17 protein-coding genes and 1 other RNA gene are annotated in these 15,900 nt (G+C 26.3%); 4 read left to right on the top strand and 14 right to left on the bottom strand.

Going from position 1 to position 15,900, the window contains the following annotated elements; genetic code table 4:
- Nucleotides 1–30: 30 nt before the first annotated feature.
- Complete coding sequence (locus tag SDIMI_RS01395) at nucleotides 31–930, top strand: hypothetical protein (RefSeq protein WP_020836202.1); 900 nt, start codon at nucleotides 31–33, stop codon at nucleotides 928–930.
- A gap of 75 nt (nucleotides 931–1,005) precedes the next feature.
- On the opposite strand, the gene ffh is transcribed toward SDIMI_RS01395, so the two are convergent.
- Together ffh and rny are read right to left on the bottom strand one after the other, a co-directional pair.
- Nucleotides 1,006–2,349 carry a signal recognition particle protein gene (gene ffh / locus SDIMI_RS01390; protein ID WP_020836201.1) on the bottom strand — a complete coding sequence of 448 codons (1,344 nt, stop codon included), beginning with the start codon at nucleotides 2,347–2,349 and terminating at the stop codon, nucleotides 1,006–1,008.
- A gap of 56 nt (nucleotides 2,350–2,405) precedes the next feature.
- Complete coding sequence (rny, locus tag SDIMI_RS01385; RefSeq protein WP_020836200.1) at nucleotides 2,406–3,938, bottom strand: ribonuclease Y; 1,533 nt, start codon at nucleotides 3,936–3,938, stop codon at nucleotides 2,406–2,408.
- Between the two features lie 141 nt (nucleotides 3,939–4,079).
- Between rny and SDIMI_RS01380 the strand changes: the two genes are divergently transcribed.
- Nucleotides 4,080–5,903 carry a hypothetical protein gene (locus SDIMI_RS01380; RefSeq protein ID WP_020836199.1) on the top strand — a complete coding sequence of 608 codons (1,824 nt, stop codon included), beginning with the start codon at nucleotides 4,080–4,082 and terminating at the stop codon, nucleotides 5,901–5,903.
- Nucleotides 5,904–5,928: 25 nt separating this feature from the next.
- On the opposite strand, the gene recA is transcribed toward SDIMI_RS01380, so the two are convergent.
- The 4 genes from recA to SDIMI_RS01365 form a co-directional block, all read right to left on the bottom strand.
- Entirely contained in the window at nucleotides 5,929–6,969 is a 1,041-nt protein-coding gene (gene recA / locus SDIMI_RS01375; RefSeq protein ID WP_020836198.1) for a recombinase RecA, read from the bottom strand.
- Nucleotides 6,970–7,017: 48 nt separating this feature from the next.
- On the bottom strand, nucleotides 7,018–7,470 hold the full coding sequence (locus SDIMI_RS01370) for a CinA family protein (protein ID WP_020836197.1): 453 nt from the start codon (nucleotides 7,468–7,470) through the stop codon (nucleotides 7,018–7,020).
- 34 nt (nucleotides 7,471–7,504) lie between these two features.
- Nucleotides 7,505–7,855, bottom strand: an RNA gene (gene rnpB / locus SDIMI_RS04530) — RNase P RNA component class B.
- A 27-nt stretch (nucleotides 7,856–7,882) separates the two neighbouring features.
- Nucleotides 7,883–8,212: a DivIVA domain-containing protein gene (locus SDIMI_RS01365; RefSeq protein ID WP_020836196.1), complete on the bottom strand. Its 330-nt coding sequence runs from the start codon at nucleotides 8,210–8,212 to the stop codon at nucleotides 7,883–7,885.
- Nucleotides 8,213–8,295: 83 nt separating this feature from the next.
- On the opposite strand from SDIMI_RS01365, the gene SDIMI_RS01360 reads away from it, so the two are divergent.
- The gene (locus SDIMI_RS01360; protein ID WP_020836195.1) at nucleotides 8,296–8,781 is read left to right on the top strand and encodes a Holliday junction resolvase RecU; all 486 of its coding nucleotides are present in this window, start codon (nucleotides 8,296–8,298) and stop codon (nucleotides 8,779–8,781) included.
- Here SDIMI_RS01360 and SDIMI_RS01355 read toward each other — a convergent pair.
- From SDIMI_RS01355 to SDIMI_RS01330, 6 genes are read right to left on the bottom strand one after another with little or no spacing between them, the layout of a single operon-like run.
- Nucleotides 8,756–9,307 carry a DnaD family protein gene (locus tag SDIMI_RS01355; protein ID WP_020836194.1) on the bottom strand — a complete coding sequence of 184 codons (552 nt, stop codon included), beginning with the start codon at nucleotides 9,305–9,307 and terminating at the stop codon, nucleotides 8,756–8,758. The two genes, SDIMI_RS01360 and SDIMI_RS01355, sit on opposite strands and share 26 nt — an antisense overlap.
- Before the next feature lie 51 nt (nucleotides 9,308–9,358).
- Entirely contained in the window at nucleotides 9,359–9,634 is a 276-nt protein-coding gene (locus SDIMI_RS01350) for an HU family DNA-binding protein (protein WP_020836193.1), read from the bottom strand.
- Nucleotides 9,635–9,654: 20 nt separating this feature from the next.
- Nucleotides 9,655–10,659 carry an NAD(P)H-dependent glycerol-3-phosphate dehydrogenase gene (locus tag SDIMI_RS01345; RefSeq protein ID WP_020836192.1) on the bottom strand — a complete coding sequence of 335 codons (1,005 nt, stop codon included), beginning with the start codon at nucleotides 10,657–10,659 and terminating at the stop codon, nucleotides 9,655–9,657.
- 4 nt (nucleotides 10,660–10,663) lie between these two features.
- Entirely contained in the window at nucleotides 10,664–11,977 is a 1,314-nt protein-coding gene (gene der / locus SDIMI_RS01340) for a ribosome biogenesis GTPase Der (RefSeq protein WP_020836191.1), read from the bottom strand.
- A gap of 22 nt (nucleotides 11,978–11,999) precedes the next feature.
- Nucleotides 12,000–12,662 (bottom strand): (d)CMP kinase, encoded by a 663-nt coding sequence (gene cmk / locus SDIMI_RS01335; protein WP_020836190.1) that lies wholly within the window; start codon nucleotides 12,660–12,662, stop codon nucleotides 12,000–12,002.
- A 19-nt stretch (nucleotides 12,663–12,681) separates the two neighbouring features.
- Nucleotides 12,682–13,359: a hypothetical protein gene (locus SDIMI_RS01330; RefSeq protein ID WP_020836189.1), complete on the bottom strand. Its 678-nt coding sequence runs from the start codon at nucleotides 13,357–13,359 to the stop codon at nucleotides 12,682–12,684.
- 91 nt (nucleotides 13,360–13,450) lie between these two features.
- Here SDIMI_RS01330 and SDIMI_RS01325 point away from each other — a divergent pair, with 91 nt between their 5' ends.
- The gene (locus SDIMI_RS01325) at nucleotides 13,451–13,633 is read left to right on the top strand and encodes a ferredoxin (protein ID WP_020836188.1); all 183 of its coding nucleotides are present in this window, start codon (nucleotides 13,451–13,453) and stop codon (nucleotides 13,631–13,633) included.
- Nucleotides 13,634–13,910: 277 nt separating this feature from the next.
- Here the strand turns inward: SDIMI_RS01325 and mreB are convergent, their stop codons facing one another.
- Together mreB and SDIMI_RS01315 are read right to left on the bottom strand one after the other, a co-directional pair.
- The gene (gene mreB / locus SDIMI_RS01320; RefSeq protein WP_020836187.1) at nucleotides 13,911–14,933 is read right to left on the bottom strand and encodes a rod shape-determining protein; all 1,023 of its coding nucleotides are present in this window, start codon (nucleotides 14,931–14,933) and stop codon (nucleotides 13,911–13,913) included.
- A gap of 77 nt (nucleotides 14,934–15,010) precedes the next feature.
- The gene (locus SDIMI_RS01315; RefSeq protein WP_020836186.1) at nucleotides 15,011–15,862 is read right to left on the bottom strand and encodes an ECF transporter S component; all 852 of its coding nucleotides are present in this window, start codon (nucleotides 15,860–15,862) and stop codon (nucleotides 15,011–15,013) included.
- Nucleotides 15,863–15,900: the final 38 nt, after the last annotated feature.

The following is a 15,900-nucleotide window of genomic DNA, read 5'->3' as shown; positions in this document are numbered from 1 at the left end:
AAATATGAATATAATTTTGGAGGAGATATTATGGCTGAAAAAAAACAATTTCAATCTATTTTGGATTTTAGACCTCAATTTGAAAATATAATTGATGCTCTTGTTCCAGATATTCAATTTTCATATTCTGCAATTATGAATAACTCAACTGTGCAAACTTATTTTAATATGATTTCACTTGAGTACTATGGATTTGAATACTATCAATTACTAAGATTGAATAGATTACAATTTAAATTAAATGAAAGAACTTTAAACTTAACTATTTTAGAAATGGTTTATAACATAATCAGACAGATAGTAGCAAGAAAATGAAGATATTCAGAATATATTGCATATGACATGTATATATTACCTTTACGTATTAAAAAATATATAAATGCAATGAATTATAAATTTATTGATTCTGAAACTGCATCAAAAAAACCAATTTTAAAATTAGTTGGACAATCTTCAAGAGTAATTGTTGAAGAATTAGTTGATCAATATCATGATGATAGATTGAACAATGTAATTGGACAATTTAGAGCAGCAAATAAAGATGAAGTTGAATTAAAATTAAACTTATTTAAAAATATTGCTTTATTTGTACATGAAGGAAATGCATTAATCTTCCAAAAATTAGGAACTGAATTTGCAACAAATTATTTTAAAGAAGTTGAAGCATTAGAAAAGTATAAATCAGAAAATTTATCTGTAAAAGAAAAGAAAAACGTAGAAAAAGTTATTGATGACTTATTCAATGTAGCTATAGTTTCTGTTTTATTAATGTCAGATGCAATGAAAGCTGGAGTATGAAAAAAAATCAAAGATGCTGAAAAACGCAGAATTGAAATGGAAGTTACTCAAAAAACTATTGAAGAAGCAAATAGAAGATTACAAGCTATCTCTCAACAAGAAAAAGAAATTAAAAAAATCGAAGCAAAATAAAAAAACTAGTTTTAAAACTAGTTTTTTTATTCTTAAAGTAAAGTCACAAATAAAAAAACTAGATATTTATCTAGTTTAAAATCTCATTCCACCCATATTTGGCATTCTTCCTGATTTCAATGCCTTAACCATTTCAAGAACTTGTTTTTTTCCTTTATCAAATTGATTTAACAATTCATTATATTCTTTTTCGCTTCTTCCTGAACCTTTTAGAATTCTTTGTTTTCTATTAATTGCTTTTAAAAGTCTTGGTTCTCTTCTTTCTTTTAAAGTCATAGAATCCATTAAAATTGTTGCAACTCAAAGTTTTTGTTGTGCTTGATCAATTTGTGACTCATTAATTTTTCCATTCATTCCAGGCATCATTTTCATGATTCCACCTAAATTACCCATTTTTGCAACTTGTTCAAGTTGATTTTTTAAATCTTCCAAATCAAATTGACCAGCAAACATCCTTTTCATTGTTTTTTCCATTGTTCTTTGATCAACAACATCAGCTGCTTTTTCAAACAATGTTTCAACATCACCCATTCCAAGGATTCTATCTGCCATTCTTTTTGGGTGAAATTCAGCAAGAGCACCAATTCCCTCACCTTCACCAATAAATTTAATTGGTAGTTTTGTAATATCTGTTATTGATAATGTAGATCCCCCACGAGCATCTCCATCAAGTTTAGTAACAATAACCCCTGTTAATTTTAATAAATTATTAAATTCCTGTGAAACATTAATAATATCTTGACCTGTCATACCATCAACTGTAAGAATTATTTCCTGAGGTGAAACTGATTTTCTAATATCATTTAGTTCCTTCATCAGTTCCTTATCAATTTGTAATCGCCCAGCTGTATCCAATATTACAACTTCATAGCCATTTTTTTGTGCATAATCAATTGCTTGTTTTGCAGTTTTAACTGGATTTTGTTTTCCTTGTTCAAATACATCTAAATTATTTTTTTGACCCAATTCTACTAATTGATCAATAGCTCCTGGTCTGTAAATGTCTAAACCAACCATTAATGTTTTCTTTTTATTTTTTTTACTAATTAAATGAGATAGTTTCCCTACTGTTGTAGTTTTACCAGCACCTTGTAAACCTACCATCATAATAATTGATGGTTTTTTATCAATTTCTAAAGGTTTATTTGTTTTTCCTAAAATTTCCACTAATTCAGAGTGGACAATTTTAATCATTTGTTGATCTGCTCTAACACCTTGTTCAATAAAAGCACCTTCTGCTTTTTGTTCAATATTAGTTATAAATTTTTTTACAACATCAACGTTTACGTCAGCTTCTAAAAGTGCTAATCTAATTTCTCTTAAAACTTCTTTAATATTCTCACTATTTAAAGTAGTTTTCTTTAAGTTTTTTTCGATAGATTTTTTCATTCTACCTGCTAAAAAATCTCCAAATCCCATAAATTTCACTCCAATCACAATTTATTATAACAAAAAACACCATTTGCTTGGTGTTTTTATAATCTAATAGTTTCACGTTTTTCTCTAATAATTGTTATGTAAATATCTCCAGGAGTTTTATTAATTTTCTTTATATTTTCTTTTAAATTATAAAGAATTTTGTTCATACTATAATCATCAACTATTGTTGGATTAACCATAACTCTTATTTCTCTTCCAGCTTTAAGTACATAAGCCTTTAAAACACCCTCTTGATTTAAGCAAATTTCTTCAAGTTCTTGCATTCTTGCAAAGTATTCTTGAGTATCGTTATTTCTTGCACCAGGTCTTGCAGCACTTAAAGTATCAGCAATAGAAACAATTTCTGCATAATATGATTCTTTTTCAACATCATTGTGATGCGCTTCAACAGCATTTACAATGTTATTTTCAATACCATATTTTTTAAGTACTTCAACACCTAAAGTAACATGACTTCCTTCTTTTTCAAAATCCACAGCTTTTCCTATATCATGTAAAAGTCCTGCTTTTAGTGCTATTTTTTCATTTAAACCCAATTCAATTGCAATTCTCCTAGATATATTTGCAACCTCTATTGAATGTTGTAAAGCATTTTGCCCATAACTATATCTGAACTTTAATTTACCAACCATACTTATTATTTCATCTGGAAGATCATCAACTTTTAATTCCTTTAAAGTTTCCAATCCTATTTGATAACAATGTTTATCCAGCTTTTCTTCTTGAAGAATTAATTGTTCTTCAATTGTTGCAGGATACAGTCTTGTTGACTTTAATAATTCTGTTAAAGTCAAATAAGCTATTTCCCTTCTAATTGGATTAAATGAAGAAATTGTAATTCTATTTGGAGTATCATCGATTATTAAATCAACTCCCCCATAAGATTGAAATGTCTTAATATTTCTTCCTTCTTTACCAATTATTTTTCCTTTTAAACTATCATGTTCTAATTCAAAATATGTTGTATTTTTTTCAGAAGTAACTTCAACATGACAAGTTTGCATTGCATCAATTAAAATATCACAAGCTTTTTGTTCTGAATTTTTCTTTAATTCTTTTTCAAAATCCTTAATCTTGTTTGATAATTCATTTAAATATTTATTTTCTACAATGTTAAAAAGTTCTGTTTTAATTTCTTCTTCAGTTAAATTCGATGTTTCTTCTAATAGAGATTGAACTCTATTTTTCTCCAATTCCAACTGTTTTTTTATTTTATTTATATTAATTTTTTCTTCAACTAATGTTTCTTCTTTTTTACTTAATTCTTCTAATTCTTCAAAAAACTTTAGTTTTTTATCTCTTAAACTTTTTTCTTCTAAGAAAATTTCTTCTCGAATATATTTTGCCTCATTTTCAACATTCAACTTAATTGATGCTGCTTCAGATTTGGCTTCAGCTATAATTCTCATTTTAATTTCTTTAGATTCGTCATTTGCTTTTTTTAAAATATACTTGCGTCGACGAGACTTTAGTAAATAAATAACAAAACCAATTAGTCCTGTCAAAATTATTAGTACAAAAGTTAAAATCGCAATATATATGTATTCTCAAATTATTGTAACTAGCATTGTATCTCCAATCCTAGAAAAGTGTGGTGTTGCAATTGCAACTTTATTATTTTACAATAATAAAGTTTATATATAAAAACTATTTGTAAATAAACTTAATAAAATACTTGTATTTTAATTATAGAAAAGAAGATGAGTAAAATGAAAGATATATTCAAAGGATATTGAATTGAATTATCTTCAAGAGTTCTTTCCTCAAAAAAACGAATTATTAAATTTTTCGGTATTTGTCTTGTTCCAATTTTATATGCGATAGTTTGTATATTGGGTTTTTGAAATCCTATACAGAATTTAGGAAAAGCACCAATTGCCATAATGGATCAAGATAATAGCGTTTGACTTTTTAGAGATAAAGGAAATATAATAAAGGATTTTGAAATTGGAATTCTAAAAGATGAAAATGGAAACAATATTTCTTTAGAACTTTCTAAAGAAGAAGCAATAGGAAAAGCAAAATTAACTAATGGAAAAATTAGAACAAGTACTGGTGACTATACTTACAAAGAAAATAGTGGTGAAGTTTTTCAAAGTAGTTTATGAAATTTAATTAAGTCAAATTTAATACCAAAATATAGTAATAAAGCTGATGAAGATAATAAATTTAGTTCGAATGAAATAAAAGAAGGTTTATCTCTAACAAATATTAGTTATTTTTCTTCAAAAGAAAAGATTGATAAAGAATGACAAGGTAAAAAATATTATATTGATTTAAAATTAAATGAAGGAATTTTTGAAAATATAATATATAAGATTGGAACAATTGGAAGAACAAATGTTTCTGTTCAACCACCAAAAGAAGTTAAACTGGATATTTGAACTACATATGAAAGAAACTTTATATTTGGTTATTATATGAAAAGTATGCATGACTATAAAATAGCAATAATCTATCAGTTGATTGATAAATTATTTGATAAAAATAGTGCAGCAAGTATAAAAGATGAAATTAATAATGGATTAAATTCAAATAAAACATCTTCATATAGTATAAAAGAAGAATTAATAAAAATAATTATAAAATATATGATGGGAAAAATTGATGAAGGTTTATCAATTGTTAACTTTGATCAAAAAGGTTCAAGAAATGCAATGTATGGAATTGGACTTGGTGAATTCTTTATTTGTATAGGATTATTTGTAGGAACTTTTATGCAAACTTTTATTTATGACAGAGCAAAAAGGTATACGAAATTAAATTCTATAAAATGGTATATGACAAAAACAATGTTAATGTATACAACAGGAATTACACAAGTAAGTTTATTAATTTTGGCATTATCATTTACTGGCTACAATAATATAGGTTTCGCTGGAATGTTTTCACTCTGATTATGACTATTATATGTAGATTTAATTTTTGTATTAACAATTCAGGCATTATGGTTCTTATTTAAAGATGAAATGATTTCCAAATTTATAGTAATTATATATTTAGTAATAAATATTGCAGCAGGGTCAGGTACTTTCCCAAGTTTCATGCAATTTGATTTCTTTTATATAATAAGTTTTCTTTCAGAATTTAGATTTTCAATTCAAGGAATTGGATCAATAGTGTTTAGTATTGGAGAATGAGGATTTAACTCTTCGGATACTATTTATCTACTAAAACAAGCCTCAGTACTTGCAATATTTGGTTCAATAATGTTTACTTTAGGTTTATTACTTTCTAATCATAGAAATAAAGAAATTAGATTTGGAAGTTTTAATGGAAAACAAATCTTATCTGCTATGAAAGAATTGAATATGCAAGCAGAAATGAAATCATTTAAAAAGGAAAATAAAAAGGGTTATAATTGAAAAAACATGAAAGAAGATTATTATCCTGAATTAATTTCAAAAGTTACTGAATTGTATCCTTTTGAAGGTCAATTTAAGTGATATAAAAAACAACAAGATCATTTAGTTTTGAAACCAAATGATTCTGATAAAGAAACCATTAAAAGAAATGATACAACTGAAGTTTAAAAAAATCGAGAATTACTCGATTTTTTTATTCTATACATTCCTTTAATTTATTTTGAATTTCAATATATTTATCAGGATTTTTGTTAAATCATTCTCTTACAGATTCTTTTCCTTGACCAATTTTCTCATCTTTATAAGAATATCAAACACCAGCTTTTGTTAAAACATTATAAATAGTTGCCATTTCAATGACTTCTAAGTCCTTTTCAACTCCTTTATTATAGGCAATTGTTATTTGACAAGTCTTAAATGGCGGAGCTACTTTATTTTTAACAACTTTAATTTTAACTTTATTTGCAGTTGCTTCTCCATTTGTAGAAATAGTTTCACCTTTTCTTACTTCAAGTCTCAATGAAGAATAAAATCTTAAAGCTCTTCCACCAGGAGTAGTTTCAGGATTACCAAATATTACTCCGACTTTTTCTCTTAATTGATTAATAAAAATTACAGTTGTATTTGTTTTTGAAACGATACCATTTAATTTTCTTAAAGCTTTTGACATCAACCTAGCTTGAAGACCAATTTGTTGGTCTGACATTTCCCCTTCAAGTTCAGCTTTTGGAACAAGTGCTGCAACTGAATCAACAACTACAATATCAATAGTGTTTGATTTCACTAACATTTCCAAAATATCTAATGCTTGTTCTCCTGAGTCTGGTTGTGCTACAACCAAATTATTAATATCTACTCCGATATTTTGAGCATATCTTGGGTCTAACGCATGTTCTGCATCAATGAACGCAGCTCTACCTTCATTTTTTTGTGCTTCAGCAATTGCATGTAAAGAAAGTGTTGTTTTACCACTTGATTCAGGACCATAAATTTCAATGATTCTTCCCTTTGGATAACCCCCAACTCCAATTGCTCTATCTAATAAAAAACTTCCACTTGGAATGACCTCAATAACAGAGTTTACTGAATCACCCAATTTCATAATTGAACCTTTACCAAAAGTTTTTTCAATATCTTTTAATACGTTTTTAAAGGCTGGATCATCATAAATATTATTGTTACTCATATTTAAAAGTACCTCATTTTTATTTTTTTCTAATGTTTTTTCAATCATAATTATTTTCCTCCTCAATTATCATCATCGATTAATTGAAGAAAAAAATTAGCTATTTAACAATTTATCTATTAAAAAATTACAAGCTTTATTTTTATATTGCTCTCTTGTAATGTCTTGATCAACTTTAAATTCAAAAATAGATATATTATCTTGCTTTTTAAAACCAATATAACTTAATCCAGATTTTGGATTATCATCCTTTGGTGGAGCAAAACCTGTAAATGCAAGAACTATATCAGTTTTAAGTTTTTTATAAGTATTTTTTAACATTAAATTTAATACTTCTTTTGAAACTGAACTATATTTTTTAATTATTTCTATATCAATATCTAAAACATTTATTTTATATTCATCACTATAACAAACAAAACTACCTTTATAATATTGACTTACACCTTGAATATTTGTTATTTCATTTGCAAAATATCCTCCGGTGAAAGACTCACAAGTAGATATTGTTAAATTATTTAGTTTTAAATATTGAAATAATTCGTTCATATACAAATCCTTAAAAAATATAGTGAAATTAAATTATCATAACCCACGTTTTGTAACACTTACGTGCATCAACTATCTATCTATCGCATTTAGCGATCCCAAAGGCTTGTTCAATTCCTCACCTTTAAGCTCCTCTACCAAAATTTGAGTTTCTTGCTTGTGGAGTTTACCCGTTCCATTTCACTATTTCTAGTTAATCGTCTCTGTGGCACTTTAAAAAGCTCATCATAGGTACAAGTACCCTTAGATTATGCCTAAGTCGTTACCAATAAATTGGTACCTAAAGTTATTTTTTCCTTTAGCACAAACACTACATTCATCTCAGAATGTGCAAGCGTGGAGTTTCCTCTATATCATTTTTCAAATATAGCAGTTGATTCAAATTTAATCTCATTGATTATTTTATACTAAATTATTTGTTAAACTTGTCTTTTTCTAAATTAGCAATTCTCTTAATTAAATCAGAACTATTCAAACCAGCTCTTGCTAGAGCATCCATTTGACTTTCACTTAATTTTAAAGTTGCCAAAGTTTGAGTTAATTCATTTGACAATCTATTTACATTTTCTTCTAATGCAGTTATTTTTTCTTCTCTTTTAATTTCTCTTTCAGTAAAAACTTTATAATCTTCTGCAATTATATCTAGAAAAGAATCCACTTCTTCTACTTTATAACCTTTAAATTCAACTTCAAAGTCTTTATTGATAATATCTTGCTTTGTTAATTTAATATAATCTGCCATTTTTTTAGCCCCCATTTATTTTAATTTTATCTTATTTTATAAAATTTTGTAAAAATATAACGATTAATATCATAGGTGATATTATGATTTTAAAAAATAAAGGTATGTATTTAGAAACATTAATAAACAATAGTATTAATAGATTAGATGAAAATAATGCTCTTATATATAAAATGCCTATAAGTAATAATATTCTTTCTGTTGAAAATAATATTATTACTGCAAGATTAAATAAAAACTATTTTTGTGATTATATTGGACTTTGAAATGGTTTTTATTTAGAATTTGAAGCAAAAGAAACTGAAATGGAATTTTTTAATTTAAGAAATATAAAGAAACATCAACTTAATAAATTAGAAAAAGTAAAAAATAATAAGGGTATTGGCTTTTTACTTATTTACTTTCATATATATGAAAAGTTATTCCTTTTAAATATTTCAGATCTTAAGAATATTAAAACTCAAAAAATACCCTTCAAATATTTCCAAGATAACTTTTTAGAAATAGATATTTCAGGTATTTATTTTGATTTTAATATATTATTTAATCATTTAATCAATTATACATAGTTATTTTTACTGAACTTTTTTTAGAATTTTCCTCTAATTTTTTAAGTAATTCAGTAATATTATTAATTTTATATTCATCAATTAATGACATTATTTTTGGTTTTGAGATTCCTAATTCAATATAGTTCTCAATCTTTTCAATTTCTTCAGCGTTAAGTTTATAATTGAAAATTTTTTCAACAAAAGTATAATTATTATCTTGTCCTAAGTTTGAGTGTCTTTCTTCAAAATCTACAAGTAGTCTATTAAATAAGGGAGTAAGATTTAAAATGGTTTTTTTACCTTTTTGTTCCAATTTTATTATTCTATTTTTTAGAAGATCTGCTATTTCTTTTTCAATTTCTTCTTTAGAAATCATCATATGTTCTGAAATTTGTGATGGTGTGAAATTTTTTTGATCATCATTTGATAATTCCATAATTATTAGTATTATAGCTAACTGATTTTCATTAATTTTAATTTTTGAGTAGTTTAAGATTAAAAGAGCTTTTTTACTTATTAAACCAGATTTAAATAATTCAAACATTTTAATTTGCAAAATTAAAACTTGCTAATAGCAAGTCTTAAATGTTTTTTATTATTTAGCAACTGCTTCTTTTAATTGTTTAGCTACTTTGAATTTTGCTACAGTAGTTGCAGCAATTTTAATTTTTGCTCCAGTTGCTGGGTTTACACCTTCACGAGCAGCTCTTTCAGCAGTAACGAATTTACCGAATCCTGCAATTGCTACTTCTTCTTTTTTAACTAATGCGTTTGATATTTCATCAAAAACATAATTAATCATTCTTTCAGCTTCTGCTTTAGTGCTACCAAATTCAGCTGATAGTTTTTCAGATAATTCTTTTTTTGTCATGGTTCTTATACCCCTTTTATCTATACTACCTTAGCGTGTTGGAAAAAATCATTAACTAACCCACTAGGCTTATGATTATTGTATAGTATTTTATATAGTATTTCAAACATTGGTGCACTAATTTTATATTTTTTACACATTTCATAGACTAATTTACAAGATAAAACCCCTTCAACAGTGTTCTTATGAGAGGTTAAAACTTTTTTTGCATCATCTTTTTGAGCAATTTGAACTCCTAGAGAAAAGTTTCTTGATTTCAACGATGAAGCTGTAAGAATTAGATCACCTAAAGTTGCAAAATTCATAAAAGTTTCTATTTTGGCACCAAAATGTTTCGCAACATTATATATTTCTGCATTACCAATAGTTATTAAAGAAGCTTTTGAGTTATCTGCTGCTGAAAATCCATGTAGAATTCCAGCGGCAATTGCAACACTATTTTTTAATGCAGCTGCAATTTCACAACCAATAACATCAGTTGATACTTTAACAACAAAATACTCATTTGAGAATAATTTCGCAATATATGTTGCTATTTTTTCATCTTCATTACAACTCATAACACAAGTTGGTTTTCTCATGATTACTTCAATTGCAACTGATGGACCATAAATTCCACCATAACTTTTCATAACACCAGTACCTTCAAATTTCTTTTTAATTTTTTTACTTAAAACATCAAGATTTTCTTCATCAAGCCCTTTTGCAACGTTTATTATATGCATTTCACGCTTTCCATACTTTATAACATTTTCAATTGCATTATCTAACGCAAAAGTTGGAACACTTAAAATTACAACGTTTGCCTTTTCCATTGCAACTGCAAAATCTGTAGTTGCTTTAATATTTGAATTAAGTAATAAGTCCTGAAAAAACTTAGAATTTAAATGGCTATTATTAATATCATCTACTTGAACTTCTTCAATTCCGTACATAATTACATCATGTCCATTATCAGCTAAAACATTTGCTAAAACTGTTCCATAAGCTCCTGTTCCTATTATTGCTATTTTTTCGCTTGCCATTTTTTTATTTCCTCTCTCTAAAAATGATTGTTATTGGTACACCACTAAAGTCAAATTGTGATCTTATTTGATTTTCTAAAAATCTCTTATAAGAAAAGTGTACAAATTCTGGGTTATTTACAAATAAAACAAATGTTGGAAGATATGCTTCAACTTGAGAAGCGTAAAATATTTTTAATCTACCTCCATTATGATTTGGAGCAGGATTAATTAATTGAGCCTTATTAAAAATTTCATTTAGTAAACTGGTTCTAATTCTTTTTTTAATATTTTTTTGAACTAAATCAATAATTTCAAAAATTTTATTTACTCTTTTATTTTCTTTTGCTGATAAGAATAAAACCTGAGCATAATTTAAATATTTAAAATATGCTTTAATTTCTTCTTCTTTTCTCTTCATAGTATTTGTTTCCTTATTGGAAACTAAATCTCATTTATTACCAATAATTATTATAGGTTTATTTTCTTCAAATGCAACCCCACCAATATTTGTATCATGATCTGCTACTTTCTGACTTGCATCTAAAATTAATAAAACAATATCTGCTTTATTAATACTTGTAACAGATCTAAGATAACTATATTTTTCTAGATTTTCATATATCTTACCTTTTTTTCTCATACCAGCTGTATCAATAATTGTATATTCATTCCCATTGTATTTTATTTTGGTATCAACTGCATCAACAGTTGTTCCAGCAATATCAGAGACTATCATTCTTTCTTCTCCAACAAGAGCATTTACAAGACTTGATTTACCAACATTTGGTCTACCAACTATTGCTAATTTTAATTCTTCTTCAAAGTTATTTTCATTAAATTTAGGCATATTTTCAATTACTTTATCTAATAAATCTCCTACTCCTATACCATGAGTAGAAGATATTAAACAAGGTTCACCAAAACCAAGGGTCATAAACGTATATGATTCTTCAAATTGATCTTTTCTATCATATTTATTAACAGCTAAAATAACTGGTTTATGAGTCTTATATAATATTTTTGCAACAGCTTCATCTTCTTGAGTGATCCCATCTTTATAGTTAATTACAAAAACTATTACATCAGCTTCTTTAATTGCTATTTCAGCTTGCATTCTAATTTCTTTTGAAAAAGGACTATCTTGCAATGTTATTCCACCAGTATCAACAACAATAAAAGGCATTGTCAATCATTCTGCTTGACCATACATTCTATCTCTTGTAACTCCTGGTTTATCTTCAACAATAGCCTTTTTTTCTCTAATAATTCTATTAAATAATGTAGATTTACCAACATTTGGTCTACCAACAACTGCAACTATTCCTTTTCTTGCCATAAATCTACACCCCCTTAAATAATTATTTAATCTCTTCTATTTTTTTTAATACTAATTCTATAACTTGTTCAATACTTAAATTGCTTGTATCTAAATATCATGAATCTGGACTTACTTTTAAAGGTCCTACTTCCCTATTTTTATCATAGTCATCTCTTTGTTGAATTTGTCTTAGGATATCTTCATAAACGTTTGGTTTAATATTTTTTCTTTCATTTTGATCAAATCTTCTTTTTGCTCTAGATTCAACTGAACAATCAAAGTAAATTTTTAATTCTGCATCTGGCAACACTACTGTTGTAATATCTCTACCAATTACTATATTATTTTTAGATTGAGACATTTTTCTTTGTTCTCTAACCATAAATTCTCGAACATCATTATTTTTTGCAACATATTTGATATTTTCTGCTACATCATAATCAAAAATATTTTTTCCATAATCTATATCATTTACTAGAATAGAACGTTCATTAATATATTTAAAATTAAAATTTTTAATTTGATCTGAAATTTGTTCACTTATTAAAAAATCTACATCGTTTACCAAACATAATTTTGTAAATGCTCTATACATTACACCAGTATCTATGAAATTCATATTTATTTTTTTAGCAACTTCTATCATCACAGAACTTTTACCTGATCCAGCTGTTCCATCAACTGCTATATTAATATTTTTCATTTATTATTAAATTACCCTTCTATAAAAAAATTGGTATGATAATTGCTAAAAACATTAGAATTGTCATTATTATTAATAATGGCAATGCTCATTTGAATCGATATTTTTTTTCATATGTTTTTCAAGTTTTCAAAAGTCTATTTTGACCCTTTTCATTTTTTTCATTAACTTCAATAATCATTTGTTGAGTAGTTCTATTATCTTTACTTCTAACTTGTTGAACAGTTGTCATTGATATATCTTGAGGTGTATTTTTTAGGCCTGCTTGCTTTTCTTTTAATTTATTAATATTTCTTTCAAAACCTTTTTCATTAGCAAGTAAGCTATTATATAAGTTTATATATTTTTCACTTCTTAAAGTTAAAGAATCATCTTCTTCAATAACAGGTTTTGAGTTGCTTATCACATGATTAATACCTATTTTTTTTAATTCAGATATTTCTAATTTCATTTCATATTTAATTTCCTCTGGAAATAAACTTGATGATTTATCTCTATCTAAGTATGGTTTTTCAAATTCATGCTTTGCATCAAAAATATTAAGTTTTTCTTTAAAAAAATCTAAATCAATTACTCTTAATTTTTCAAAAGTAGAATGTATTATTGATTTTTCATCTTGTATATTTTTTTTATAGGCAATTTCTTTTTTAACTTGTTCATGAATTTGCTTATTACGTTCCATTCTTGTTAGGCTCATGCTTTTTTCACCTCATAACTTATATATTATAAATTAAATATAGAAATAATTAAAATTATTGTTATTATATTAATGAAAAGGAGATGGTTTTATGAAGAAAACTTGAATTGATAAACCAATGTGTATAGGGTGTATGGCCTGTGTACAAATTGATGAAACTGAAACTCTTTTCATGGATGATGATGGATTTGCAGAAGCAAATGAAAATGATCTAGAATTAGTAGAATGTCAGATGGTTTGTCCAACTGGAGCTGTTAAAATAGGAGACGAATAAAAAAACCCTTTAAAAGGGTTTTTTTATTATTAAATTTATAAATTATTATTTAAGTAAAATTTACTCATTCAAAAATTTCACTTAAATATCTGCATAATTTAAAAGATAATCAGCTTTTTTGGACACGCACATCCTTCAATCTATATTGGCAAAATCACAATCTCTTGTAATTTCAAAATCATTATATCATAAAACAAAAAAAGTTATATATTTTTTAAAATTAATAGAAATTTTTCCATATAAAATTAAAAAAAAGAAAAAAACACCTTTTGGTGTTTTAATAACTTAATTCAATTTTTGAAGCTCTTAATAATTCAAAAACTTCTGATTGATATTTTTTTGTTCCATTAATAACAGCTAATAATGGTTGTTCACCAACTTTAGTTGGTAATTGTAAAGTATCTCCAAAATATTTTGAAATACCTTTAATTAATGCAGTTCCTCCACAAAGAACAACTCCATTTCTGAAAATATCTCCTGCCAATTCTGGTGGAGTTTGTTCAAGAACTTGAACAACTAATTCAATAATTCTTGATAAAGGTACTTTCAATACCTCTCTCATTTCTTCTGGTGTGATCTCAATTTCTCTTGGTAATCCAGAAACAACATCACGTCCGTAAACTTTCATTGATTTTTCATCAGCAACTTTTGCTAATGAACCAATATTAATTTTGATTGTTTCAGCTGTCTTAATACCAATTTCCATTCCATATTGTGCTCTTACAAATTTTAGAATTTCTTCATTTAAATAGTTACCTGCAACTTTTACAGATTTTGAAAGAACTATATCCCCTGATGCAATAACTGCAACGTCAGTAGTTCCTCCACCCATATCAACAACTAAGTTACCAGTTGGAGCATTAATATTTACTCCACCACCTAAAGCTGCCATTTTAACTTCTTCTTCAATAAACACTTCACTTGCACCTAAATTAAGTGCAATTTTTTTAAGTGCTGATTTTTCTAATTCAGTAATAACTGATGGACATGCTAATAACATTACACATCCTTTTAAAGTTTTTTCTAATCTTAATCTTGCAAAAATATAATTTAATTGAGCTTGAGTTGCTTTTATATCAGTAATAACTCCATCAACCATTGGTCTAACTATTCTTAAATTTTTGTTACCTTTACCTATCATTTTGTAAGCTTCTTCACCTACTGCAACAATTTTATTTTCTTTAATTTTATAAGCAACAATTGAAGGTTCGTTATAAACAATCCCATTTCCCTCAATGTATACTAATGTATATGCAGTTCCTAAATCCATAGAAACGTATACTGGTTTTTTTCCTGCCATATTGATTCCTCACTAATCTATTTGATTTATAATTTGATTTTACCAAATATTGAGTTAAAAATATGTATTAATTCTTTTTACTTGTAATAATGGTTAATTTTTTTGACTTGTGGTTCTATTAAAGCAAATAGTGCATAACAAATTGAAAATCTTACTATTTGAACTGCTGAAATTACACCAATAAATAGTCCTAAATTTTCTTTAACAGCGCTTCATTCTCCAGAATGTTCATGATCTCCATGATATGTAGTTATTCCTAAATTAGAAATCAAATCTAAATGATCATGGTCATGGTCATCATGACCAGAATTTGTAGTGATATATATCATTGCAAAAACTAATAAAGTATAAATTATTGCCATTATTGGAACATATATAGCCATTGGAGTTCACCTTTTAAATCTATCAACTGATTTTATTGGATGCTTATGTATACTTGAGTTTCTAAATATAAAGTAGTATGAAAATCATATTACTCAAATTGAAACAAAATATCCTAAACTATCTATTAATATAGTTAATGCATTTCCATGGTGTCCATCCATTAAATGAATAAATGGAACAATAAAAGCAATTATTCCAGAAAATACTGGTCCTATTGCAGCAAGTGAAAGTGTAATTACTAAAATATCTAATATTCTAAATGGAATTGCAACTCCACCCGCTATTGTCATTTTTTCTAAAAAACCTTCATATAACATTTCAAATGCTGACAAAGCAATTGCTAATGCTAAAAATACTCCCGTTAAAGTTATTCTAAAGGTTAAATTCCTTCTACTTGTATAAATGCTATTTTTTCAATGAAAATCTTCATCATTGATATCATCGTGGTTACCTAGAGAATCAAAATGGTGTTCATCGTGATAATGATCTTTTTTACCCTCTTTTACATCATCATGTTCTGGTATGTTGTGATTTTTTTCTTCCATAATTTTTTCTCCTTTTTATTGTCAAAAATATTATATAC

Origin of the sequence: Spiroplasma diminutum CUAS-1 (assembly GCF_000439455.1) — a bacterium.
Taxonomy (GTDB): domain Bacteria; phylum Bacillota_I; class Bacilli_A; order Mycoplasmatales; family Mycoplasmataceae; genus Spiroplasma_A; species Spiroplasma_A diminutum.
The sequence above is the reverse complement of the archived record's forward strand: the minus strand, read 5'-3'. Positions and strand labels throughout refer to the sequence as shown.